We start from the raw sequence: 24,117 nt of genomic DNA on the forward strand, positions 1-24,117 counted from the left end.
AGTAATAGTGCGTAAGTCCTATCTTAGATCAATTAGCAGCATTTTTTTTGTGACAAAAAATGTCAATAAGTGAAAATTATTCCGATATAAGGACAACAAAATTACGCTTCACAAAAAAAATGTGACAGATTTCATATTTTTATATATTTTTTTGTTTGTTAATGTGAAAATGCAATGACATTAGGTTTAAAAATGTATCAAAAAATGATTGAATCCGGAAAAAAATTGAGTTTGATTCCTCTATCCTTGCTCTTAATCTCAGGCTTTACAACCTACTCCTTCGCGAATAGCCAAGCTTTAATTGCTGATATGAAAGTGTTTCAGATAGAGGCAAACCAAAAAGTAAAAAAAGAATTAAGAGTAACCGATCAAGTAAAGCCGAAAGCATTGCTTGAGTACGAAGTTGAATATTCAAATATATCGAGTCAAAGTCTGAAAAATTTAAAGTTGAATCTTCCACTTCCTGCGGATGTAGCTTACACAGGGCAAAGCTTACCCAAAGATGCCTATGCGTCTGTAGATGGCAAAAGTTTTGCTAAGGTCCCATTAACCCGTATGGAAAATGGCAAAAAAGTAAATGTCCCACTGGCTGAATATCGCGTTTTGCAATGGAATGTGAGTGAGTTAAAACCGAAACAGAAAATTATTGTTTCTGCTCAAGTCCAAGTTAATACATCTAAATAAAATTTTTAATTGGTCAATATCGACTTTATTGTTGGGTTCTTTATGAAAAATAATTTTCAATTAAGTAAAATTGCTGCATCACTGGCAGTAATGGGTGGGGTATCGTTGCTTGGTAGCCAGGCTATGGCTGCTGTACCTTTAGCTGGTACTAATATCAGTAACGTTGCAACTGCATCTTATACTGATAATACCGGTACAGAACGTGTAGTAACGTCTAATGAAGTAAAAACGCTGGTCGCTCAAGTCGGTAGTTTTACACTTGAAGCTAACCGTACTGCGCAGACAACAGCAAATGGACAGGTAACTTTTTCACATATCTTAACCAATACCGGTAACGGATCGGATAAATTTGCGATTTCGCTTATCGATATAGATGACGCAACCACAACATTTGATTTCGAAAATGGCAAGTTTGCAATATATATTGACCGCAACAAAGATGGAGTTGCGGACAGTAAAGTCGCTTTAACAGCTACTGACCGGATTGAACTTGCAGCAGGGGAATCTGTGGGTTTAGTTGTGGTAGCAACCACACCAAGCACGGCGCTTGCTAATCAGCTTGATAAATTACAGGTGTCAGCGACAGCACAGTCAATTGCTTTATATGATTCAAGTGCTGTAACGAAAAGTAATATCGACACTACGACCATTACCACTGGTGCAGTAATGCAGATTACCAAAGCTGCCAGTGTAAGTGTGACTCAAGCAGGGCAGGAAGTTGAATATACTTTAACTTTTAAAAATACAGGTAATGCAGCCGCAACTAATGTTGCAATCTTTGACGTATTGCCCGCTACTGTTCAGTTTGTTGCTGGATCTGCACGTTATAATGGTAGTTCAGTGGCGCTTACCGATGCAAAAGATGCTTTAGACAAGTTTGAAGTAAGCGGAAATAAATTCCTTTTCAATATTGACAGTGTTGCAGCAAATACCTCGGGCAAGCTAACTTTTAAAGTTAAAGTTTTAGATAGCACCAGTGCTGGAGATATCAAAAATACTGCTTATGTCGATCCGGATGGCAAACCCGGTACTTCTGGTGGACCGAATATTCCATTAGTTATTTCCGATGTACCGGATACCACACCGACTGATCCGACGACTGTTTCATCCAATCCATCGATTGTGAGTGTAACAGGAAAATTTGACGGTTCGATTAATGACTCTATATTAAACAACTTCAAAGATGGCACTATTCCGGGTGCTCCAGTGGATGACCTTATTACCTTGGCAGGTAAACAAGGTGTTCCTGTTGTATTTGGTGACAGTACAACAGAAGGTAATATGATTGTTGTACATAACCGGGGCAACACAGCAGATTCTTATACGCTTACTGTAGATAAAACAAGTCTGCCAGCAGGCAGTATTGTTGAAATTCTTAAAGCGGACGGGAAAACGCCAGTAACGTCGAATAATACCGGTCCAATTGCAGCTGGCAGCTATGAGAAATATATCGTTCGCGTCACCTTCCAGAACGGTGCAGTAGTCAATAATAATCAAATTATTTTGACTAGTACTTCTGATGCGAACAAAGGCACAGATAAGTTAACTCTAGTTGTTTCCAGCTTACAGGCAAATACGGTGGATTTGGTTAGCAAACCTGATTCAACGACAGAACTGGGTACAGGTCCGGGTAATTCAACATCTGTAAAAACTGTAACTACCCCACCGGCAATCCCAGCAACTTTTGATATTACGATAAAAAATACCGGCAACATTCCAGATAATTACATTATTAATGTTCCAAATATCCCTACAGGCTGGACTGCAGAAGTTTTTGAAAAAGATGGTTTAGGCAACTGTACTGCAACTAAAGTGACCAATTCCGGCAATATTGCCAATGGCGCTGCAAAAAGTTTCTGTTTAATCGTAACGCCTCCTACCGGAACTCCTGCCGATACCAATATTGGTAAAGATATTAAAGTCGAGATTTCTTCGCCTGCTACAGGTACGAAGGATGATATTACCTTTAATGTAAAAGTTGCTGAAAAACGTCAACTGACCTTTACTCCAGACCGTCAAGGTCAAATTGCACCAGGTGGTACAATAGTATACAGCCACACATTAACCAATACGGGAAATGTACTGGAAGGTGAAACCAGATATCCAGTCGAAATTAACTGGTCTTCTACTTTATCAGGTATGAATACCTCAGTTTACGTTGACCTTAACAAGAATGGTATGGTTGATGCCAGTGAACTGGTGATAGGTGCGACTGCTGCAGAGCGTAATGCCTCTTTGACTGCTTTATTGGCACAAACCAATGGGGCAGGTTTATCACAAAATGAGTCAGTCACAATTTTGGTCAAGGTAGAAGCACCTGCCACGGCAACAGCGGGTGAAGCGGATACTACGATTGTGACGTTCAAGCCTACAGGAAGTAACAAGCCTGCGGATGTGATTGTAACGGACCGCACAGTGATTAACTTAGGTCAGATCCGATTGGTTAAGACTCAGGCTGTAGCAGACTGTACAAAGACTCCAACAGTTTATGAAACAACTGATTTACAGGCAAAACCAGGTCAATGTGTGTACTACAAAATTGTAGCTACCAATGATGGTAATGCAAATGCAACCAATATCGTGATTTCTGATATGGTGCCAAGTTATACCAAGCTATTTTCAGGATCATTGAAGCCATCGTCTGCAACTCAAACCAATGGTCAGGTGAGTTATACCGTGAATACCTTGACTCCAGCAACATCGGCAACTTTAGAGTTTGCTGTAAAAATTGATGACAGCGTAACCACTCCATAATCTTTAAAAACTCTTCTCCCTCTTTTTTCGAAAAGAGGGACTCGATTCGTTTGTTCTAATTATTTGTATTTTCGTATTTTGGTTTTGGGGTGTGGCAATGAAAAAAGCAATGAATAAGAAAGTGGAGACATTATCTTTGTCTGCACTTGCGTCTGCTTTGTTCTTTGCACATCACGGTCATGCTGCGATGCCTATGGCTGGACAAATGATTCAGAATATTGCTTATGCAAGTTTTGAAGTCAGTGATTTGAGCGGTGGACAATTACTGCGAACAACTCAATCCAATGCAGTCAATATCGAAATTGCAAAGTTTTATGGTCTTGAACTATTTCCAGATCAGCTCCAGCAAGTAGAAGCGGGTTCAAAAGTCATCTGGTTAAATCAGGTGACCAATACCAGTAATACAAATGCGTGGTTTGATTTTAAAACCGCGGCTATTAACCATTTATCCAATTTAAAAATCTATTTAGATGCCAATCAAGATGGTGTCCTGGATATTTCAGATACCCTGATTAAAGATGGATTAGAATTACAACCCAATCAAACTGTACACTTATGGGTCGTGGCAGATACCTCATTACAAACTCCCGATCAGTCCAACTTAGAGCTTCCTTTAACCGCACAGATTCGTGAAGAACCGCAACAACAAAAAACAGTGCAAGACCCTGTACAGGTCTTTGAAGCAAAGTTAAAAATAGAAAAAGCCGTAGACCAACAACTGCTTAGCATAACTCAGCAGGCACAAACCCTGAATTATACTTTGACGGTAACCAACTCGGCATCATTACCGGTATCACCTGCAACAGTCACGGTGGATGGACAGGAACAATCATGGGTGATTGTTGAAGATCCTTTGCCGGCAAATACTGTTTTTGAAGATATTCAGGTTTCAGATCTGGCTTCTAATACACTGGTTTTGCATAAGTTGGCAGAAGGACAATATTCAAGTCATTTACCTCAGGATAAAAGCCAAATTGGCCATGCTGTAGTTGCTTATAAAAAACCATTTGCAGCCGGTCAAAAAAGCGAGATTAAGTTAAAGGTTAAAACTCAACCGACCATTAGCTATACCACATTGGTAAATGGAGCTTATGTTCTGCATCAAAAAGGACAAGTGAATCAAAAAACCTTGTCCAATAAAGTTGAAACCAAGGTTGTAGGTCAGCCAACTTTAGATAGCACCACAAATGATTTTAAAATCAGCTTGTATACCGGCAAAGTTAATGAACCGATTTATTTAAAAACCAATGCCGCGGTTTGTAATGCCAACCGTTTTAGCAAAGAGCAGGCACGCATTCGTATTCAGTCTAAATTGACGGGTGATATTGTTATTATTTCCGCCATGGAAAGTGGTGAAAATACTGGTCTGTTCCAATTTAGTTTAGATACTGAAGAAAATGCAGAAAAAAATCTGAATGATGCTGTTTTACAAACGCTTAAACGTGATGAGGTTACAGCGAGTCTGGTTGAATGCGTCGACGAGCAAGGTCAGGCCACTACACCGATTAATGATATTTCAACGCAGATATTGATTGATCCATACGGCATTATTTTCGATGCAAAAACGAAAAAGCCTGTGGCTGGGGCAACCGTTATACTGGTGGATGAAAATGATCAGCCGGTCGGTAATAATGTGGCTTTTGAAGTTGACCGTACCACGGGGGCGTTAAGTTCAATTCCTGCGAAACAGGTAACGTCTGCGACAGGTGAGTTTGTTTATCCACAAGTGATTCCGGGTAACTATAAATTGTTAGTCGATACCTCAACAATTGCTACTCATCAATATAGTTTTGTTAGTGATCAGGTGGTTTATCCGATCAGCTCATTTAACGGCATGGCGGTACATTCGCAATATTCTTATGGTGGCATATTTACCCTGACATCCAGCAGTCCGGCATTGAATATCGATATTCCGATTGACCCGCTATTAAGCCAATCGGGTTTGATGGTACAAAAAACTGCACGTGATAGCAGTATCGAATTGGGTGATTTCACCGATTACAGTATTACCGTGAGTAATAAAGGTGATGTACTTGCACGTGATGTTAAATTGCAAGACAGTTTACCGCGTGGTTTTAGCTATGTGCCAAATACCATGCGTATTGATGGCAAACCCGTGGCAGACCCGGAAGGTGGCAAAGGCCCTTATTTAACGCTGGGTTTGGGTGATCTTGCAGTCAATGCCAGCGCCAAAATTGAATACCGTGTTCTGGTCGGACCCAATGCTTTAAACGGAGATGGGATTAACCGGGCTCGTGCAGTAGACGGTTCTGGTCTCAGTTCAAATGAAGCACAGGCTAAAGTTAAAGTTCGTCCGGGTGCGTTTAGTGCCGATGCATTTGTGGTAGGTAAAGTTTATACCGACTGTAACCGTAATGGCATACAGGATAAAGGCGAGTTGGGTGTGCCGGGTGTCCGTCTCTACATGGAAGATGGCAGTTATGTCATCACAGACCGTGAAGGTAAATATGACTTTTACGGCGTGTCGGCAAAAACCCATGTGCTTAAAATTGACCGCACTACCTTACCTGCCGGCGTGGAGTTGCTGACTCAGTCCAACCGAAATGCTGGTGATCCATCCAGCCGCTTTGTCGATGTCAAACGTGGCGAATTGCATCGTGCTGATTTCGCCATGGCGAATCAGGCAGATGCCTGTTCTGCACCCTTAACGGATGCAATCAAACAGCGTCAGGAAAAAATTAACAGCAGCAATTTAAATCTTGAAAAAGCGATTAACAAGCAACTTTCTATTGATGCACCGAGCTATCTGGAAAGCAGCACCCGTTCAGAAAACACCCAAGGCTGTTTGGCAAATGACAATGATCAGAATTGCTTATTGAATCGGGGTGATTTTGCTGCACAAAAACAACCGCAATTGTTGATTGATCCGGTAAAACCGCCTGTTTTAGTGAATCTTGAAGAATATTTAAAGCGTAGCGACAACAACGCTTTAGAAATTTTAAACTTAAAAGAAGGACAGGTTCTACCTCATGCACAAACGACGATTCAGGTTCAAGGTGCAGCAGGTGCGACACAGCGTGTTTTAGTCAATGACGTGGTGGTGGCAGATAAACAACGGGGTAAATTAGCCATCCTGGATGAGCATCGTAAGCAAGGGGTTGAATATGTCGGAGTGGCATTAAAAGTCGGTAAAAACAGCATTCGTGCTGAACAATTGGATTTTGCTGGTAATGTTCGTGAAAGCCACCACATTCAAGTCATTGTTCCAGATGAAATTCATCAGCTGAAATTACAGCAAGCGCCAATCCCGGTCATGGCCAATGGCCGTGATGTGATGCAGCTGCGCGTTCAGTTGCAAGACAAACAAGGCATCAAGGTGGCCACCCGTACCTCGATCACTCTAGAAAGTGATATCGGGATTATTGATCTTCCAGATTTAAATCCAAATGAACCGGGCATTCAAAGCTTCATTGATGGCGGCGAGATGATTATTCCGATTCTTGCACCGAATGCGCCTGCACGTGGAAAACTACGTGTCAGCAGTGGTCTAATCAAAGAAGAAATCGATATTCAGTTTCAGGCAGATTTACGTCCGCTGATTGCCGTGGGTTTAATTGAAGGTTCAATTAACTTTAATAATTTTGATAATACACAGTTGCACAGTGTGAATCGTAATGATGGTTTTGAAAATGAGCTGAATGAAATTGCCGAGTGGGGTAATGACACCTCATTGACCGGTCGCACTGCAATGTTCCTGAAAGGAAAAGTCCGAGGCGATTATCTGTTAACCCTGGCTTATGATTCTAATAAAAGTTCCAAGCAGCGCCTGTTCCGCGATATTCAACCTGATGAATATTATCCGGTATATGGTGACGCAGCGGCAAAAGGCTTTGAAGCCCAATCGACCAGCAAATTGTATGTACGCTTAGACAAAGGCCGTTCATATGCGATGTATGGCGACTATGTGACCCGTACAGAAAAAGATGAAGGTCTGGCTTTGGGGCAATATAACCGTTCATTGACTGGTCTGAAAGTGGGACATGAAGGAGATAAGTTTCAGGCATCAGCATTTGTGGCTGAAACCAAATCGCGTCAAGTAGTGACAGAAAATCGTGCACTGGGCATTTCTGGTCCCTACAGTCTGGGTTCAATTTCAAGTGAACTTATTTTAGACAATAGTGAAAAAGTCGAGATTCTGACCCGCGATCGTAATAATCCGGGGTTGATTATTGCCAAACAAAGCCTTACCCGTTTTAGCGATTATGAAGTCGACACCTATAGCAACAGCATTTACCTAAAACAGGCTGTCGCCAGTGTCGATCAAGACCTGAATCCAAACTTTATCCGTATTACGGTGGAAGCGGATGAAATTGGTGAAGAATATCAAGTCGGCGGGATGAGTTTTAGTTATGCCATGAAGAGCCATCTGAAAATGGGTGGTTCATTTGTGCAAAGTAATAATCCATTAAATCAGGAACAGATTGCCAGTTTAAATACCGTGGTGAAAGTTGGGCAATACGGTAAATTCATTGCCGAAGTGGCACAGGCTAAAAATACCGACTCTACGGCAGATCAGATTACTCAGATCAATAGTGATTCAAATCGTGACAAAGACCAAGGTACTGCTGCACGGGTCGAATTTGAATATGCACCGAGCTTTGCCCATGTTCGTGCCTATCACCAGCAAGCCGAAGAAGGTTTCCAGAATGATGCGGCAACCATTAGTGCAGGACGTAAAGAAAGTGGCATCAAGGCTTCAGCACCCATTGCAAAACTGGGCCTGGCTCGTATTGAAGCAATTCGTACTGAAGATCAAGAAAATAACGGCGTTCGTACCGGATTGTCTACAAGTCTGGAACGTAATTTCTTTAAAATTCTCGCGGTCGAATTAGGGCTGCGTCATTATGATGAAACCAGTGCTGCGGCAACTTTAGCGACAGAAAATCTGGGTCCATATAATGGCACGACTGGGCGTATCAAATTTACTGGTAATCTGCCTTGGAAAGGCGCATCGGCTTTTATTGAATACGAACAGGATTTATCCAATTCCGACAAACAGGTTTTATCGGTGGGGGGAACGGCAAAAGTTTTACCCAATACTGAAATTTATGCCCGCCACGAATTGATTTCAGCAATTGATGGCCTGTACTCCATGAATAGCACAGAAGAAAACAACAGCACGGTGTTCGGTATTTCCAGCAACTATATGAAAGATGGTTCAGCATTCAGTGAGTATCGGGTTGCTGATGGCATGAGTAACCGTGAAGCTGAAGCAGCATTGGGTCTACGTAACCGCTGGCAGCTAAAACCGCGTGTATATGTCAGTAGCAGTTTTGAGCGGAGTCAGTCTTTATCTAAAAATGAAGACAATACCAATAATGATGCCACTGCATTGAGTCTTGGGCTTGAATATTTAGTTCATGAGAATTGGAAAGCAACCACCCGTTTGGAAGGCCGCCGTTCGGATACTTCAGATACCCTGATCAATACCCTTGGTTATGCCTATAAGCTCTCTGATGATGCCACCGTGCTGACTAAAAACACACTCAACTTTGTCGATAATAAAGTAGTAGATCAGGGTGATCACTTACGCAACCGTTTCCAGCTCGGTTATGCATGGCGCGATTATGATCAAAATAAACTCGATATCTTGTCGAAAATTGAATATTACTATGAAAATAACGCCACTGATTTAGAAGCGGAATTCAAGCGTGAAGCTTATGTGACTTCTATTCATACTAACTATCATCCACAGCGCCGTCTGACTTTATCGGGTCAATATGCAGCAAAATGGTCCGAGCTCCATGAAGATCATATTACTAGCAATGCTCTAACGCAATTGTTCAGCGGTCGTGTAATTTATGACATCAATGAACGTTGGGACATGAGTGTACAGGCAGGTGGTTTATGGGCTAACCGCGGTGCAGGTACACGCTATTTGGTCGGGGCAGAATTGGGGTATTTGCTTGCAACCAATTTTTGGGTTTCGGCAGGTTATAACTTTATGGGTTATCAGGATGATGAACTGGCAAATACCAGTTCAACCGGTGAAGGTGCGTATTTAAGATTCAGATTCAAGTTTGATGAAGATCTGTTTGGTCGCCGTTCGGCAAACACAAACTTTGCTTTAGAGCCAGAACAGGGACGATAAAACATGAAACCACTTACTGGACTACTTGCAGCTTTATTTTTAGAGAACAGCTTGGTATATGCTGAACCCTTTTCGGCTGCTGATGCTCAGCGTCAAATAAATACTTTATCCAATACTTTACAACAATATACTGATGCTGATGCACTGACTCGCTATCATGCTTACAAGGCAAAAATGTGGTTAAGTTATGCAGTCAATCAACAATCCGAACGCAGTTTAACCGTTGCAGGGCAGGAAGCTTTGCAACAGGCCCAAAGTATTGTCAGTGGTTTGCAGTCCAAGCAAAATTTGAGTTTAACCACACCAGTCTTAAGTGTGTCACAAGTCATGCGTCGGGATTTATGGTGGCAGGTTGAATATTTAAAAATGCAGGGTGCCATTGATAAAGCGCCCGAAAGTCTGGCACATGCAGAAGTGATGCTGGTTTGGGCTGCAGCAGAATATTGCGAGTTGGGCTGGAGACATTCCCAAGAACCTTTTCATGCGGTGCAACAAGCTTTATATCAGGTCGCTGAATCTACAGGTGTACAGCGTACAGATATTACGTGGCAGCCAGAGCAGTTGCCTTCATTGCAGCAGTTGAATGGCAAGGGTTGTCAGGGAGTAAATTCTAAATTTTGGCCCCTAGCTAAAGTACAATTAAATCAACAGTCTAATAGTTTAAAGATCAATAATATTGTACATTTTGCCCGGGACAGTGCAGATTTAAGCCCAGCCAGTCATACGATTCTGCAACAATGGGTAGCCCAGTTGAAACAATTTCCACAATTGTCTGTTGTTTTAAAGGGTTATACCGATCGGCATGCAAGCCCGAGCTATAACATACAACTGGCACAGCGCCGTGTTCAGGCAGTACAAGATTATCTTGTGTTACAGGGTATGGATATTGCACATATTGCGACTGAAGCCAAGGGTGCAGTTGATTTTCAAACTGATACAGAAATGAAAATAGCTGAGGCAAAAAGCCGTCGGGTGGTTCTGCAGGTTGCAGATATACATAGGGTTGAAATTAAATATCTACCGCAGTGGCAAGATTTACAAATAGAGTCAAAACAGCAAAAAGTGAAGGTGAAATAACAGTATGATCAAGCGATATTTACCGCATGCTTTGACGTCTTCAGTTTTATTGCTCGGCGGTATGGTCCAGGTTAATGCGGCAGATACCGCAGCAGATACTAATAAAGTTAAAATTCAGCGCAGTTTCGTCAATTTAAGTTTTAATAAACCCGCTCTTTCAAATGATACTACAAACCAATTTGCTGAAACGGCAGTAGAAGGCTGGTTAACTACCCATCCTAATCCAAAACAGATAGAGATTTGGCGTGGAAGAGGAGCAGCACCGACGACTTATACAAACTGGAATACGATAAATAATTCTCCTGTTGCCAATCAATATGCAGAGTTAAATGCCAGTGCAAAATCTGCACTGTATCAAACTGTTTGTTTGTTTAAAGATGAAGAATTCTCTTGGAATTTTAGGCATGCAGCCCGTTCCAGTACGAATGAACAAACAACGTTTTATATCGGCAAAGTTTCAGCTGACCGTTTTACTTTTACTGAAAATCAAACCATTGGCACTAGTCAAACAGTTACAAGTTTATTTGAATGGAAAAACGCTAATCCTACTGCAGCGAAAGCCAAAGTAAATGTCGCGAGTGGGATATATCAATTTATTTTTGATGCGACAAAATTTGGTACAAATGCAACCTTGGGTAATTTTATTGATGATATTCAATTGGGTTTAAAACCTGCAGTTGAATTCAGTGCTGCTTCTGGACGTTTTTATGAAGGTGATGATGCAACAGGGAAGACCCATTCTGTACCTTTTAATATTGTTGGGCAAATTTTAAGTCAGAGTGATATGCCCACCCTGCAATTTAAAATTGAATATCCAATGGACTATGCTCAGACCAAAGCGGTTTATGGCACAAATTACAGATTATATAAGCAGACAACATCTGGCCTGATTGAGTTGGGTAGAGGAGTTACAGAAGAGAGTTTAAATACCTCAAACTCTAATAAAGTGACCTTTAACTATACTCCAGTTTATAACGCTACGCTGGATTATACCAAAGGGGTTCAGGTCAATGATTTGGTGATTAAAATTTTTGGTAATACCCAAACCAATACTGATATCCATCTACCATTTGAATTTGCACTGGATCCAAACAGTAAAGCTATTTCCACTAATTTGAGTACCTGTGGTAATGTCACTGCGGATGTTAAATTTGATCTGAAAATTCAAGAAGATGATATTGATTTAGCGGTTGTCAAAACTTTAACTCCAGAATCGGTGGTTCAGAAAGATAACCTGATTTCTTATCAGCTGGATGTCATCAATAATACTGCAGTGCAGGCAGATGGAGTACTCCTGCGAGATAATCTTAAAAATTTACTCAGAGTAACGACCGGTGATGCTATCAATCAAACGAGTTTAACGTGTGAAAACTTAACCGATGGTACTAGCAAGGCTTGTCCTTCAACTTGGACAGATGCTAATGCACTGACTGCACTGTTGAGTAGTACCACTGCAGGCAGTGGTTTAAGTTTAGGCGATATTCCAGCCAGCGCGAAATACCGCTTTACAGTTAAAAATTTAAAAGTCATAGATACTGATACTTCAAGTATAGGTTTTGTCGAAAATACAGCCATTATTGAAACGACGAGGATGCAGGATCTGATTCCTGGAAATAATACTTCAACCGTGAAAACACTGATTGCGACCAAGAGTGATTTATCTAACAACATCAGTAATGCGCCGCCTGCAGCCGATGGAGCAGCAACTGGTACGGATATGTTTATCATTGGAAAAGAGGGTAGAACCGGTTCCACACCACTTTGGACTCAAAAATCAGACAGTAACACCAAAGTTTATTTCCCGCTCAATATTCAAAATTACGGCAATCTGGCACAGGATTATCAACTGTATGCCTCTAGTAGCAAAATTGAACCAACACTAGGAACGGGTGACTATTCAACATTGGTTAAAAATAGTATTACTCCCTTTAGTTCTGGTTTAAAAATTGAATTTTATAAGGCAGATCTTGCACAATGTAAAACGGGTGTAAGTGGTCAGCAGATTACTCAACTGAATGTTGCCGCCAATAACACTACACAGCTCTGCGCAGTCGTGACCGTTTATTCTTCTGTGACAACGACCACCAATATTTGGTTTGCAATCGAGTCACTTCAGTCGGGCATGGCTGACATTGTTCTGGATGCCGTGATTCCCCAGCCCAAGAAACGTACATTGCAATTAAGCAATGATCAAAGTGCACAGGTGGGGATCGGGGGAAGCTATGTATTTTTGCACCGTCTGATCAACTATGGTGTGGAAAATGAAACTAAAGTGAAGGTCAGTCTTAACCCAGTCAATCGTACCGATGGCTTTTTATATACCTTGTTTTTGGATCAAAATGGCAATGACACGCTAGATGCCAGTGATACTTTGCTGTCCGGTACAGAAACTGAATTAAGCAATATCATTGAGCCGAATAAATCGGTCACTTTATTGATTAAAGTTGAAGCCCCATCAACGGCCAACAATGGTATGAGTAGTCAAGTTAAGCTGATTGCTAAGCCGGATAATGTAGGGAAAGACATGACATTAGCTGATTTAAGTAATACGGACTTGATTACGGTCAGTCCGAATCAGTTAAAAATTATGAAATCGCAATTCAAAGTTGAAAATTGCAGTATGGCAAATGCCGCGGCAGTGATCAATGCAATGTATACCGTACAAAATGAAAACCTGAAACCGAATCAATGTCTGATTTACCGGATTATGGTGAAAAATACTGGCAGTATGGCATTAAGCAATGTAGTGATTAACGATATGTATCCCGCTTATACCCAGCAATGGGCACTTTCAGGTATATTGCCAATTGTAGGAAGTAATGGTCAAAACATTACCGATAGTAGCAACAATACAATTCAAGATGATGGCACTGCTAAAATTAAGACGATCTTAAAAGAGCTGTTATCACAACAGGAAAAGTCTCTATATTTTGGCATCAAAATGCAATGAGAGGTTTAACATGATAATGATTGTCTAATTTATGATGTTCCTATCATGGTAGTGCCCTATACTAACGTTATAACTATCTAAATCATTTCCATTCTGTAATTTCCAGTTGCCTGCAAAGGTAGAAGCTGATTTACCTTGCCAGACTTTAAGCTCACCCGTTGGTGACTGCTCAACCATTAAATCAAAAACGAGCTGATGATCTGGTGAAACGTGATTTCAGTGCAAAGCAACCAAACCACCTGTGGGTTACTGACTTCACATATATTCAGACGAATTCAGGTTGAGTCTATACTGCATTTGTTATTGATGTATTTTCACGGGCAATTGTAGGTTGGAAGGTATCGACACGGATGAATACAGATATGATTCTGGATGCACTTGAACTACGTAGATAGGTTTAACAAAAAACGGCTGCATAGTACGATTGGATATGTTTCGCTATTTAAGTTTGAAGCAACGTCAACGTATTATGAAAAGATGCAATCCTTAGATCAGGTTGCCTAACTTAAATAAACTGTCTCCGACAAACCCGGTACGGTTCATAGGTACAGGTAATACATATGCGTGATATCGATTCGAATTTGCTTGGTCTAAAAATTCATTATAAAAATCTTTTAGTAGGTAATAGATCATTCCAAGTAAAGGCGAAGAATATTTTGATCATTTCTTCTTAGTTGGCACTAAAGCAGATTCTGGTTCACTTTTTTATGATCTATTTCAAACTAAAAAACAGCTTTCAAATTTCAATTTTATAGAGAAAATTTAAGGAATTTAAAAGCATTAAACTCTGGCTAGTAGTTAGCTACACTGTAATGATTCCGACAAAATTATTTGAACGAATTTATAGAAAGCCTGAATCTATCTTCAGTCTTTTTTCGAATCTCTCTAAGCCTGATATTGACTGAATCAGGCGTTATATAGCCTATAGAATAGTTTAAAGCTCAATTTCTTGTCTTATAAAAACCTTATTGATTAAAGATAACTTCTATAAATCAGTAACCTATGAAATGATGATGTTTGAATCGAAGAAAACTTTAAAAAGCAGATGAAGTGTATTTGACAGAATGTAAAAATATGTTAATAAATATAACATGATTTTTAAACCAAAATCATGGATGTTTTAGGAAGAAAGATCAGGAAGCTGATAAAAAATAATTACAGGAGTTTTAGCAATGCTTCGATTATTAAAAAAAATATTTTGTCTGCACATTTATGAATACCAGCAAATGGAGGAAATTGGGGCAGATTGGGAATGCCGCAAATGTGGTACCCAAAGAGATTAAAAAAATACTGCAAGAAAAAGTGAGCAATATGCTCACTTTTTTATATCCATTATATTTAATCTAAACTCATATCCGTTAAAATCATTGCCAGTACCACATGATGAGAAGGCTTAAATGAGCAAAGATTTCCATGCCAAAACCTATATTGTAGATGAAAATCTGGCTAACACTTTGCACTGGTTAAGCCTGCATCAGGACTGTTATGACTCTTTCAGCTTTGATGCACTGACGCAGGAGCTGGTCGTACATCATGCCAATGGAACAGACCAGATCCGGATCGGTGATTTTCTGAATGCCAGTTATGGTATTTTAATTACTGCACATAACTTTTCAGCATCTTGAATTATTTCAATTAACTTGCCATTGCATCAGTCGCTAATGCGCGGATGCTTGGCTTAGGTTGTTCTGCTACCAGTCCCAATTTTTCAAAGAGCTGCTGGTCACGACCTTTGGCTGTATTTGGAGTCGTCAGCAGTTTTTCGCCTGAGAAAATTGAGTTGGCGCCTGCCATAAATGCCAATGCCTGATCTGAGTCAGTCAGTGATTCACGGCCTGCCGAAAGACGGATATAACTTTCGGGCATCAGAATGCGAGCCACTGCAATAGTTCGAATCCATTCAATCACATCCAGTTTTTCAACATCTGCCATCGGTGTGCCTTCAATTGGCACCAGCATATTGATAGGTACAGATTCTGGGTGAATCGGAAGTGTAGAAAGCTCAAACAATAAACCGATACGATCATTGCGACTTTCACCTAAGCCGACAATGCCACCACTACACACTTTCAAGCCAGCTTGGCGCACATGATCCAGTGTATCCAATCGGTCATCAAAGCTGCGGGTACTGATAATATGTGAATAGTATTCACGTGACGTGTCCAGATTGTGATTGTAATAATCCAGACCAGCATCTTTCAGGCGTTCTGCCTGTGAGGCATTCAGCATGCCTAAAGTCATACAGGTTTCGAGTCCCAGTGCTTTGACTTCACGTACCATGTCCAGCACATAAGGCATATCACGTTCATGCGGATTACGCCATGCTGCTCCCATGCAGAAGCGTGAACTGCCAGAAGCCAGAGCTTCTTTAGCTTCCTGAATTACTTTTTCTACTGCGATCCGTTTTTCCGCTTCGAGTTTGGAATCATAATGTGCGGACTGAGAACAGTATTTGCAATCTTCCGGGCATTTACCAGTTTTAATAGAGAGCAGGGTACTGACCTGAACGGTATTGGCATCAAAATATTGACGATGAACTTGTTGAGCCTGAAAGAGTAAGTCCATTAAAGGTTGTTGATACAGGGTCTCAATTTCTGCACGAGACCAATCATTACGTATTGGATCAATACTGTTCATCTGTCCATCCTTGTTCATATTTATTTATCAGGCTCCATCTTAAGTAAAAGTATCGCCGTCTTCATTAGCAAAATATGACGTTATAGAAAAAAACAAAACCCACACAAGGTGGGCTTTGTTGTTGAACACTTGATCAGACTTTATTCACGATGATTTCCGTGAATATTCTGGTTTTGTAAATCACTACGATGTTGCTTGTTTAATACACGTTCATCTTGTTCGTGCTGGTTATTTTTTGGAGAGCCAAGCGGGCCATGTTGTGACTGCTGCTGTTGCTGTTGTTGCTGCTTCTGGTGTTGATGTTGCAACTCTTCAAGCTGTTCCTGATTTTGATGTTGTGTATCAGATGACTTTTGCATATCCACCTCCGGCTTTATTTCCATTCTTTTTCCTTTATGCCATAGCTTGCACAGTAACTGTGTAAGGCTTTGACGAGAAAATGTGAACCGAAGTAAAAATTGAAATTTACCGGGATTTTGCCAATTGTTCTTGTATGGCCCAGTCAATATGAACTTGTACAATCTCATCATGTTGATTCTGCTGAGCTTGTAATGCCTGCACAATCTGTGGATCAAAAGGCGCATTACCTAAGCCAATCGCAATATTGCGCATAAAGCTTTGATAGCCGGTACGACGTAATGGACTGCCTTCAGTTGAGCTTAAAAATGTAGCCTCATCCCATTGCCAGAGATCCAGTAAACTCACTTGATCCAGTCCATGTCGGGGGTGAAAATCTTCAATATTGGTTTTCTGGGCAAAACTGTTCCACGGACAAATCAACTGACAATCATCACAACCAAAAACCCGGTTACCAATCCCTCGACGTAATTCCTCTGGAATGATTCCTTTATATTCAATGGTTAAATAAGCAATACAGCGACGTGCATCCAGCATATACGGTTCAACAATAGCCTGTGTCGGGCAAATATCAATACAGGCTGTGCATGAACCACAATGTTTGCTTGCAGGCTCATCAAAGGGCAGTTCCAGTGAGCTAAACAGCTCACCTAAAACAAAGAAAGACCCGGATTTTTTATGGATTAATAAAGTATGTTTACCGGTCCAGCCCATGCCCGCACTTTCGGCCAGTGATTTTTCAAATACAGGAGCAGAGTCTGCAAAGGGGCGGGATTCAAATTCACCGACTTTTTCCCGAATTTTAGAAGCTAGCATTTTTAGGCGCCCGCGCATGGTTTTATGATAGTCACGACCACGGGCATAACGGGCAATAATCGCAGAATTTGGTGCATAGGGCACTAGACGCGGTTCTGGAAGATCGACCAGATAATCCATTCGTACACAGATCACGGATTTGGTATTGGGAATAAGCAGTGTGGGATCGGCACGTTTTTCCAGATTTTCTTCCAAAAACTTCATATCACCGTGATAGCCGCGGTCTAAATATTCCTGCAAACGTACTAATTCTGCTTGAGCATCCGGTTTGGCAATGACACAATCAGAAAAATCCAGCTCTCGTGCCTGCGCTTTGATCCACGCCTTCAGTTCATTCGGATCTTGTTGATAAACTTGAATTTGCGCTTGGGAATCGGGTGTTGTCATAAACCAGAAACAGGAAATAAGAAATGCAGCAGCAAGTTTATCATAGCCGCGATATACAAGCATGGGAGCAGCGCTGGTTTGGCAAGCAAAATAGTTCTTATGGTTTGATGCAACAGGTGGCATGGTCGATTGCGCAGCGACTCATCCCTTTATTGGAACAACAGCAATTGACTCAAATCGCTGTCTGTTGCGGTCAGGGTAATAATGCCGGTGATGGTTATCTGGTAGGAAAATATTTAAAACAGGTCGGTTTTGAAATAGATATTTATGCAGCAGAACCCGGTCCATCACAGGATCTGGCTCAAGCAATCGGGGAAGCTCAGCAAATCGGTATACCTACTTATTCAGGTTTTAATTTTCAGAAACAATATGATGTTTATATTGATGCCTTATTTGGGATCGGTTTGAACCGTGATCTGAATGAAAATTGGCAACAGATTATTCAAAGCGTTAATGCCCAGCAAGGTCTTAAAATTGCAATGGATATTCCAAGCGGACTGCATGCCAATACAGGCCAGCCTTTGCCGGTTGCCATTAAGGCAGATCATAGTTTTACTGTTTTAGGTTTAAAGGCGGGATTATTTACCGGACAAGGCAAAGAATATGCCGGCAAGGTAGAGGTCATCTCGGCTATTCCTTCCGATGCTGAACTTCTGCCGATGGCCCAACTTTCCTCGACTCAAATTCATCTGCCTAAACGTGAAGCTTTTGGACATAAGGGCAGTTATGGGCATGTGCTCGTAATTGGGGGGCATGCCGATATGGGCGGTGCGGTCATTATGGCAGCTGAGGCAGCCTTTGCTGCTGGTGCAGGTAAGGTCACTGTGGTTTGTGATGCCAAACATCATACTGCCATTTTGTCACGTGCTCCGAATATCATGCTGCGTGATATTAATGCGCTAGATGCTGAGCAACGCCAAGCTTTACTTCGTCATGTGGATGCTGTCTGTTTTGGTATGGGGTTAGGACGCGATGCTTGGGCTGAGAAGCAATATAATTACTGGTTTGACCTGATTCAGCAATCAGAACTGGAGACAGTTCTCGATGCAGATGCCTTGTGGTTTCTGGCAAAAGCACCACAAAATTTGAATGCCCATACTTATGCAACACCGCATCCGGGTGAAGCGGCTACTTTGCTAGAAATGAAAGCATCAGGAGTCGAAGCAGATCGCATTCAGACAATTAAACAGCTCCAGCAAAAATATCAGGGACAATGGGTGCTCAAGGGTTCAGGTAGTCTGATTTTAGAGGATGATCTTTATATTTGTACCGCAGGCAATGCCGGTATGGGAACCGGAGGAATGGGAGATGTACTTGCTGGCATGATCGCCAGTTTGAAAGCCCAATTTAGAAATACTATCCATTTACACGAGATCGTAACTTTGCACGCACTTGCAGGTGATGTACTGGCGGAAAAGGGTGAACGCGGCTTACAGGCGCAAGATATGAAACATGCCATTTACCAGGTTGTGAACCACTAAGGAAAATAAAAATGCAGGCCATTCATTTAATCATTCAGGGCAAAGTGCAGGGTGTAGGCTACCGTCGCTGGTTCGAACAACAAGCAATTCAATTAGGTTTAAAGGGTTTTGTACGTAATCTGGAAACAGGCGAAGTTGAGGCTATCATTGTTGGGAAGGAAGCGATTGTTCGGAAAATGATCCAGCTCAGCAGAACTGGACCACAACGTGCAAAAGTCACTGCAATACATCAGCAGAGTTTGAATCTTCAAGACGCGGATTTTCAAGACTTTAAAGTATTAACCGAAGATTAACGGCGGCGGGTGCTGACCCGGCTGCGTCCGCGTGCCATACCGCCCAAGGCATTCAATACGGCCATTTTACTCATGCTGCCTGAAGCATGGGCATGACAAATCGCAGCAGCAAGTGCATCGGCAGCATCTTGTTGCGGCTTGATTGTCAGGTTCAGAATACGCATAACCATCATCTGAACCTGTTCTTTGTCTGCAGCGCCATAGCCCACAACAGACTGTTTGATCTGCCGCGCCGTATATTCGGCAACTTTCAGATCCAGATTCACCAAGGCAGCCACTGCCGCACCACGAGCCTGACCCAGTTTAAGAGCAGAATCCGGATTTTGTGCCATAAACACCTGTTCCACCGCAGCCTCGGTCGGGCCGTAAAATTTGACAATCCGTTCTACACCGGCAAAGATTCGTTTTAAACGTTCAGGCATTTCCGCTGTTTCAGTTCTAATCGTTCCCGCATCAACAAAAGTAAGTTTTGAACCTTCTTTCTGGATGATACCGTAACCTGTTAGACGCGAACCGGGATCAATCCCAATAATTAATGACATGCCTGCACTTTAAAAATAAAATAATGCCCATATTGTTACATAAGCGTATCAAAAAAGCTTGATCCTGATGAAGCAGTTGATTACAGCATCCTAATATTTATTTTACTGAGATTAGATTAATTTTCATGAAATTATTTCTTATTATCCTGGCCGGCTTAGTCCTCGAAGTATTTGTATGGATTGGCGTGGGTGACCTTGTCGGGAGCATGTGGTACGTATTTTTCTGGTTCGTGGCGGCCTTCTTTATCGGTATGAACCTAATCCGGAAATATTCGGCCGGCGTTATGCCGCAAATGCAGCAAATGCAGATGGGACAAATGAGTGCAGATCCGGCATTATCGAATAATTTACCTAAGATCTTAGCCGGCTTTTTCCTGCTGATTCCTGGTTTGATTAGTGATGTACTTGCGGTATTAATGCTGATTCCACCTGTACAACGTGCTTTCCAGGCAGCCATGATGAAAATGATGATGAAACGTCAGCAAGCCATGATGGAAAAAATGATGGGTGGCATGATGGGCGATGTCGGTGGCGGTGCAGGTCAAAACCCGTTTGCTGAAATGATGCGTCAAATGCAGGATATGCAGAACCAGCAGGGTGGTCATAGGGATTCAACCATTATTGATGGTGAAGCCCGTGAAGTGACCCCGGAACCCAAGAAAATTGAAATGAAAGATGTGAACAAGAAATAAAATCACGCTTTCAATAGACCTCTTGTGAAAGTATTGTTTTACCTAATTTTTGAATTGGCTAAAACCTTATAAAATGTAGCTTTGGGCTGTTTAAATTTTGACTAACGCAAGAAGTCTAATATAAATACTTCAAGCCGAATCTCATGATTCGGCTTTTTTATTGGAACTTTCTAATTTCGTTAAACAAAAGTTATAATAGTTTTTTTACCATTTGATCTTTTTTAAATGTCTTTGCTTTTTACCATCTGTTTTCTACATTTTGTAGCTCAATTAAGCCCCGGTCCTGACATTTTACTTATCGCAAAAAGTGCAGCCTCTACGACACGTATGAATGCCTTAAAGGTGATTGCTGGAATTTCAGCGGGGATCGTAATTTGGGTGGTATTGACGCTAGCAGGCTTTACCGTATTGATCGACCAGTTTCCCTGGATTCAACAGGTATTGATGGTCATCGGTGGGTTATTTTTGGCCAAAATGGGCTGGGCCATGCTAAAAGGCGGATGGCAAAGTTTTCAGAACAGACATCAAACTCAAGATGATTTAAATACTGTAGAAGCACCAAAAAGTTATTTTATGCAGGGTTTATTGACTAATCTGTCGAATCCTAAAACTCTGATCTATTTCAGTAGCGTATTTTCACTTGCACTGAGTTCATCAGCTTCTGATTATTTAAAAGCGCAACTGGCAGTGATTATTCCGCTGCAAACCTTTATTACTTTTACTTTACTAATGCTATTAATTTCCCATCCTAAAATTAAAGAGGCTTACCAGCGATCAGGAAATTATATCGATATGATTTCAGGCGGGTTATTCCTGATTTTTGCAGTCTGGTTATGGTATGACGCGCTGGTTCTAATGAACTAAAAATCTAAATTCGATGGGGTAACAGAGGAGTTTTCGTTAAAAAGCTGCTGTGCAGCGGAAGCGTCAGAAACCAGATTATCCTGTTTCTGCACTGGAGACTGATAACGATTCGGTTTAAGGGTAGTCTCAGTATTTTCCGAACCCTGATAACTGCGACTGCGATTGGCACGCTCACGTAAGCCGCCTTTTTTAATTAACTGGACCATTTTCATCTCTCACTGCAAGATGACTTATTGTAATTCAAATTTTCTATTCTGGCAGCGTTTCATATTCAAGTTAAAATTGCATAAAAAAGACCTGATCCAAGTCAGGTCTTGCTGGAGGATAAGAAAATTAGCGCGGACGTTTATTATCTTGTTGTAGCACATCAAATAATGATGACTGAGCTGGCACTTCCTGCTGCTGTGACTGGATATAAACATGCATTACCTTGAACGCGATTGCAGTAACCAGACAGGCCACCAGACATAAAATCCAAAAACCATAAGGGCTGCGAATATTATGTGAGCCACAAGCATGACATTCTTTTTGGCCAGCTTCCACAACTTTATCGCAGCACGCACAGTGATATTGATAGTACATTGCTAAGCTCCATTACACTTCTGATATTTTTTTTTGTTATCTTTCACGGACTTTTATTTTAGGCCTACATGTCATATTAATGATGCAATTAGACGCTGACAAGTCATATAACAAAAAGTTACCCAAGTCTTAGTGAGGAAAACAAATAATAATTGGCTAAGTGCATAACATTATTAAGTTATTTCGAGAAATTTCTCTGGAATAATTAACTATGCTATCTATCAATTCATAAGCAATTTTTGAACCAGTTCGAGTGGAGCTTAAGAACAACAAGTATAAAATGGGAAATAGACAGGGCAAGAACTTAGATGAATTGATCTGCTCCACAAAATAGAATGATATGGAATATATTTTGCTTATTTTTTAACTATTCGTTGCACTGTATTAAGTCTATAAAAATGTTTAATTTCAATAATTTTTATTAAAGTGCACTATAAACTTAAGGAACAATACTGATCTCATGAAGAAAATATCACTGTTTTTATCATCCTTGCTCTGTATGAGCAGTCTTTATGCACAATCGGATATTGAAAGGGAAGTTATTACCCAGTTTCAGCAGGATTTTAATGCGCAAAATTATGCAGCAATTTTTGAAAAGTTTTCACCTGAAGCGAAAAAGGCGATTCCTTTAAATATGTTTGAAAAAGTCTCTAAAGACTTACAGCAGCAACTCGGCAAAATACAAAGTCTTGAGTATATAGAGTCTAAAGGTAAAGAGACTGCAGTCTATAAGGCCAACTTTGAAAAAGACCGTCTGAAACTCAGCATGAGTTTGAATAATGATCAACAGATTTCCGGCCTTTTATTTACGCCCTATATCGAATCTACTGCAGCAAATAATAAGACAGTCAATACCATTCAAGGCTATCCAAAAGAGATTGCAGAGAAAATTTATCATGCTACTCGTACTTTTCCAGAACAAACTCAAGTAGCGATAGCGGTATTAGATCAGGACAAACCCCATTACTATGGGGTACAGAAGCATAAGGACAAAATCCAGGCCAAGGCCAATCAGGACAAAGTCTTTGCGATTGGTTCTCTGGCCAAAGTGATGACATCAACCATATTGGCTGAACTGGTGACACAAAATAAACTTAAGCTAGATGGCAAGATTAATCCTTATTATACATTTCTATTTAAGGACAATATTCAGGTTCGCTTTCAGGATTTAGCCAATCATACGTCTGGACTGCCACGACTACCGAGTAATTTGGAAGTAGATGATGATACTGATCCATATAAGGAATATGATGCAGCTAAACTGGAAGAATATTTAAAAAATTCATTAGAGCTTGAACATGCAAATAACAGTAGAAAAGTGCCACATTATTCTAATTTGGCTGTGGCTTTATTGGGACAGAGTTTGAGTCAATCGCAAAATAAGGATTTTACTGAGTTACTCAATGAATATGTATTTAAAAAGTATGGGATGAAAAATAGCTATACCTCGCCTGATCAAGCAGCTAAGCAACTTGTGCCTGCATTTGATGCCCAAGGAAAAGAAATCACCACCTGGACATTTGATACCTTTTTACCCGCGGGCGGTGTACTCTCTACAGCTTCAGATTTAACCAGATTTGCACAAGCTCAGCTCGATGCAAAAAATGCGGCAGTACAATTAACTCAGCAAGCAACTACAGAAAAAGCAGGTAGCTACCAATTGGGATTGGGCTGGTTTGTGCGAGAACAGGGCAATGGCACCAAAATCATTTGGCATGGGGGAAATACCGCAGGGCATTCTGCTATTTTGATGATTGATTTAAACAAGAGAAAGGCAGTTACGATTTTAGCTAATGTTGCTGCTGTACATCCTGAAATGGGAAATATTGAAAAACTGGCTGCTCAATTACTACAGGAATAAATCAGCTTGTCTTGTCCTGAAATAGATT

Annotated in this window: 17 protein-coding genes and 2 pseudogenes; 12 read left to right on the forward strand and 7 right to left on the reverse strand. The window is 41.0% G+C overall.

What is annotated here, in order from left to right:
* The first annotated feature begins 174 nt into the window (after positions 1-174).
* The 5 genes from B3J29_RS05245 to B3J29_RS05265 all read left to right on the forward strand — a co-directional run bounded on the left by B3J29_RS05245 (position 175) and on the right by B3J29_RS05265 (position 13,577).
* Complete coding sequence (locus tag B3J29_RS05245; protein WP_227504436.1) at positions 175-684, forward strand: hypothetical protein; 510 nt, start codon at positions 175-177, stop codon at positions 682-684.
* A gap of 42 nt (positions 685-726) precedes the next feature.
* Complete coding sequence (locus B3J29_RS05250; protein WP_214002099.1) at positions 727-3,438, forward strand: DUF7619 domain-containing protein; 2,712 nt, start codon at positions 727-729, stop codon at positions 3,436-3,438.
* A 97-nt stretch (positions 3,439-3,535) separates the two neighbouring features.
* A complete protein-coding gene (locus B3J29_RS05255) occupies positions 3,536-9,550 on the forward strand; it encodes an SdrD B-like domain-containing protein (RefSeq protein ID WP_286964543.1) in 6,015 nt (2,004 codons plus the stop codon).
* A 3-nt stretch (positions 9,551-9,553) separates the two neighbouring features.
* Positions 9,554-10,627: an OmpA family protein gene (locus tag B3J29_RS05260; protein WP_214002101.1), complete on the forward strand. Its 1,074-nt coding sequence runs from the start codon at positions 9,554-9,556 to the stop codon at positions 10,625-10,627.
* 4 nt (positions 10,628-10,631) lie between these two features.
* The gene (locus tag B3J29_RS05265) at positions 10,632-13,577 is read left to right on the forward strand and encodes a hypothetical protein (RefSeq protein ID WP_286964545.1); all 2,946 of its coding nucleotides are present in this window, start codon (positions 10,632-10,634) and stop codon (positions 13,575-13,577) included.
* 45 nt (positions 13,578-13,622) lie between these two features.
* On the opposite strand, the pseudogene B3J29_RS05270 reads toward B3J29_RS05265, so the two are convergent.
* Positions 13,623-13,763 (reverse strand): annotated as a pseudogene (locus tag B3J29_RS05270) (hypothetical protein); the annotation flags it as partial.
* Here B3J29_RS05270 and B3J29_RS15405 point away from each other — a divergent pair.
* A pseudogene (locus tag B3J29_RS15405) lies at positions 13,757-13,960 on the forward strand (DDE-type integrase/transposase/recombinase); the annotation flags it as partial. The pseudogenes B3J29_RS05270 and B3J29_RS15405 sit on opposite strands and share 7 nt — an antisense overlap.
* A gap of 1,014 nt (positions 13,961-14,974) precedes the next feature.
* The gene (locus B3J29_RS05280; protein ID WP_034171405.1) at positions 14,975-15,202 is read left to right on the forward strand and encodes a hypothetical protein; all 228 of its coding nucleotides are present in this window, start codon (positions 14,975-14,977) and stop codon (positions 15,200-15,202) included.
* Between the two features lie 10 nt (positions 15,203-15,212).
* Here the strand turns inward: B3J29_RS05280 and bioB are convergent, their stop codons facing one another.
* From bioB to queG, 3 genes are all read right to left on the reverse strand, one after another.
* Complete coding sequence (gene bioB, locus B3J29_RS05285; RefSeq protein WP_034171406.1) at positions 15,213-16,214, reverse strand: biotin synthase BioB; 1,002 nt, start codon at positions 16,212-16,214, stop codon at positions 15,213-15,215.
* 140 nt (positions 16,215-16,354) lie between these two features.
* On the reverse strand, positions 16,355-16,573 hold the full coding sequence (locus B3J29_RS05290) for a hypothetical protein (RefSeq protein ID WP_005236211.1): 219 nt from the start codon (positions 16,571-16,573) through the stop codon (positions 16,355-16,357).
* 106 nt (positions 16,574-16,679) lie between these two features.
* Positions 16,680-17,774, reverse strand: a complete 1,095-nt coding sequence (gene queG / locus B3J29_RS05295; RefSeq protein ID WP_214002104.1) for a tRNA epoxyqueuosine(34) reductase QueG — start codon at positions 17,772-17,774, stop codon at positions 16,680-16,682.
* 23 nt (positions 17,775-17,797) lie between these two features.
* On the opposite strand from queG, the gene B3J29_RS05300 reads away from it, so the two are divergent.
* Positions 17,798-19,255: an NAD(P)H-hydrate dehydratase gene (locus B3J29_RS05300; protein ID WP_286964547.1), complete on the forward strand. Its 1,458-nt coding sequence runs from the start codon at positions 17,798-17,800 to the stop codon at positions 19,253-19,255.
* Between the two features lie 11 nt (positions 19,256-19,266).
* Complete coding sequence (locus tag B3J29_RS05305) at positions 19,267-19,548, forward strand: acylphosphatase (protein WP_004784063.1); 282 nt, start codon at positions 19,267-19,269, stop codon at positions 19,546-19,548.
* On the opposite strand, the gene ruvC is transcribed toward B3J29_RS05305, so the two are convergent.
* Entirely contained in the window at positions 19,545-20,090 is a 546-nt protein-coding gene (gene ruvC, locus B3J29_RS05310) for a crossover junction endodeoxyribonuclease RuvC (RefSeq protein WP_004784062.1), read from the reverse strand. The two genes, B3J29_RS05305 and ruvC, sit on opposite strands and share 4 nt — an antisense overlap.
* A 125-nt stretch (positions 20,091-20,215) precedes the next feature.
* On the opposite strand from ruvC, the gene B3J29_RS05315 reads away from it, so the two are divergent.
* Positions 20,216-20,782 carry an FxsA family protein gene (locus B3J29_RS05315; protein WP_004784060.1) on the forward strand — a complete coding sequence of 189 codons (567 nt, stop codon included), beginning with the start codon at positions 20,216-20,218 and terminating at the stop codon, positions 20,780-20,782.
* Positions 20,783-21,007: 225 nt separating this feature from the next.
* Complete coding sequence (locus B3J29_RS05320; protein ID WP_034171409.1) at positions 21,008-21,646, forward strand: LysE family transporter; 639 nt, start codon at positions 21,008-21,010, stop codon at positions 21,644-21,646.
* Here B3J29_RS05320 and B3J29_RS05325 read toward each other — a convergent pair.
* Both B3J29_RS05325 and B3J29_RS05330 read right to left on the reverse strand, forming a co-directional pair.
* Positions 21,643-21,852: a hypothetical protein gene (locus B3J29_RS05325; protein WP_034171414.1), complete on the reverse strand. Its 210-nt coding sequence runs from the start codon at positions 21,850-21,852 to the stop codon at positions 21,643-21,645. The genes B3J29_RS05320 and B3J29_RS05325 overlap by 4 nt on opposite strands.
* 127 nt (positions 21,853-21,979) lie before the next feature.
* Positions 21,980-22,228, reverse strand: coding sequence for a hypothetical protein (locus B3J29_RS05330; RefSeq protein WP_004784054.1), 249 nt, complete (start codon positions 22,226-22,228; stop codon positions 21,980-21,982).
* 499 nt (positions 22,229-22,727) lie between these two features.
* Here B3J29_RS05330 and B3J29_RS05335 point away from each other — a divergent pair, with 499 nt between their 5' ends.
* Positions 22,728-24,089, forward strand: coding sequence for a beta-lactamase family protein (locus B3J29_RS05335; protein WP_286964549.1), 1,362 nt, complete (start codon positions 22,728-22,730; stop codon positions 24,087-24,089).
* Positions 24,090-24,117 lie beyond the last annotated feature (28 nt).

The organism is Acinetobacter sp. UBA5984 (assembly GCF_002429925.1).
GTDB lineage: Bacteria > Pseudomonadota > Gammaproteobacteria > Pseudomonadales > Moraxellaceae > Acinetobacter > Acinetobacter variabilis.

Excerpts from the sequence above, each read along its gene's own strand:
- B3J29_RS05315 (WP_004784060.1), top strand. The coding sequence starts at position 20,216 with ATGAAATTATTTCTTATTATCCTGGCCGGCTTAGTCCTCGAAGTATTT.
- ruvC (WP_004784062.1), bottom strand. The coding sequence starts at position 20,090 with ATGTCATTAATTATTGGGATTGATCCCGGTTCGCGTCTAACAGGTTAC.
- queG (WP_214002104.1), bottom strand. The coding sequence starts at position 17,774 with ATGACAACACCCGATTCCCAAGCGCAAATTCAAGTTTATCAACAAGAT.
- B3J29_RS05265 (WP_286964545.1), top strand. The coding sequence starts at position 10,632 with ATGATCAAGCGATATTTACCGCATGCTTTGACGTCTTCAGTTTTATTG.
- B3J29_RS05330 (WP_004784054.1), bottom strand. The coding sequence starts at position 22,228 with ATGTACTATCAATATCACTGTGCGTGCTGCGATAAAGTTGTGGAAGCT.
- B3J29_RS05260 (WP_214002101.1), top strand. The coding sequence starts at position 9,554 with ATGAAACCACTTACTGGACTACTTGCAGCTTTATTTTTAGAGAACAGC.
- B3J29_RS05245 (WP_227504436.1), top strand. The coding sequence starts at position 175 with ATGACATTAGGTTTAAAAATGTATCAAAAAATGATTGAATCCGGAAAA.
- B3J29_RS05300 (WP_286964547.1), top strand. The coding sequence starts at position 17,798 with ATGCAGCAGCAAGTTTATCATAGCCGCGATATACAAGCATGGGAGCAG.
- B3J29_RS05280 (WP_034171405.1), top strand. The coding sequence starts at position 14,975 with ATGAGCAAAGATTTCCATGCCAAAACCTATATTGTAGATGAAAATCTG.
- B3J29_RS05305 (WP_004784063.1), top strand. The coding sequence starts at position 19,267 with ATGCAGGCCATTCATTTAATCATTCAGGGCAAAGTGCAGGGTGTAGGC.
- B3J29_RS05325 (WP_034171414.1), bottom strand. The coding sequence starts at position 21,852 with ATGGTCCAGTTAATTAAAAAAGGCGGCTTACGTGAGCGTGCCAATCGC.
- B3J29_RS05290 (WP_005236211.1), bottom strand. The coding sequence starts at position 16,573 with ATGCAAAAGTCATCTGATACACAACATCAAAATCAGGAACAGCTTGAA.
- B3J29_RS05250 (WP_214002099.1), top strand. The coding sequence starts at position 727 with ATGAAAAATAATTTTCAATTAAGTAAAATTGCTGCATCACTGGCAGTA.
- bioB (WP_034171406.1), bottom strand. The coding sequence starts at position 16,214 with ATGAACAGTATTGATCCAATACGTAATGATTGGTCTCGTGCAGAAATT.
- B3J29_RS05335 (WP_286964549.1), top strand. The coding sequence starts at position 22,728 with ATGAGCAGTCTTTATGCACAATCGGATATTGAAAGGGAAGTTATTACC.
- B3J29_RS05255 (WP_286964543.1), top strand. The coding sequence starts at position 3,536 with ATGAAAAAAGCAATGAATAAGAAAGTGGAGACATTATCTTTGTCTGCA.
- B3J29_RS05320 (WP_034171409.1), top strand. The coding sequence starts at position 21,008 with ATGTCTTTGCTTTTTACCATCTGTTTTCTACATTTTGTAGCTCAATTA.